Source organism: Paenibacillus sp. GYB006 (assembly GCF_036577645.1).
Lineage (GTDB): Bacteria > Bacillota > Bacilli > Paenibacillales > Paenibacillaceae > Paenibacillus.
The window spans coordinates 1-274 of sequence record NZ_JARBDA010000092.1; the positions used below are offsets into that span (position 1 = coordinate 1).

Sequence of the window (274 nt, forward strand, 5' to 3'; positions counted from 1 at the left end):
TTGAAAACTAGATAACGAAACAATTTTGCGATTTTAGAAATATCCTTTAAGCTGAACTTGTGTTAAACAAGTGAAGATTAATAGATTGCTGAGTGAGGTTTTTGGATGAAGAACGACTTTTGGCGAAGCCAACTGGAGAGATTCAGCCAAAACACCGAACAATATGGTTAAGCTATTAAGAGCACACGGAGGATGCCTAGGCGCTAGGAGCCGATGAAGGACGTGGCGAACAACGATACTGCCTCGGGGAGCTGTACGCAAGCTTTGATCCGGG

The 274-nt window shown here is 43.8% G+C and carries 1 rRNA gene; it reads left to right on the top strand.

The features are described from left to right. Positions 1 to 165: 165 nt before the first annotated feature. Positions 166 to 274, top strand: a 23S ribosomal RNA gene (locus PV403_RS25140); the annotation flags it as partial.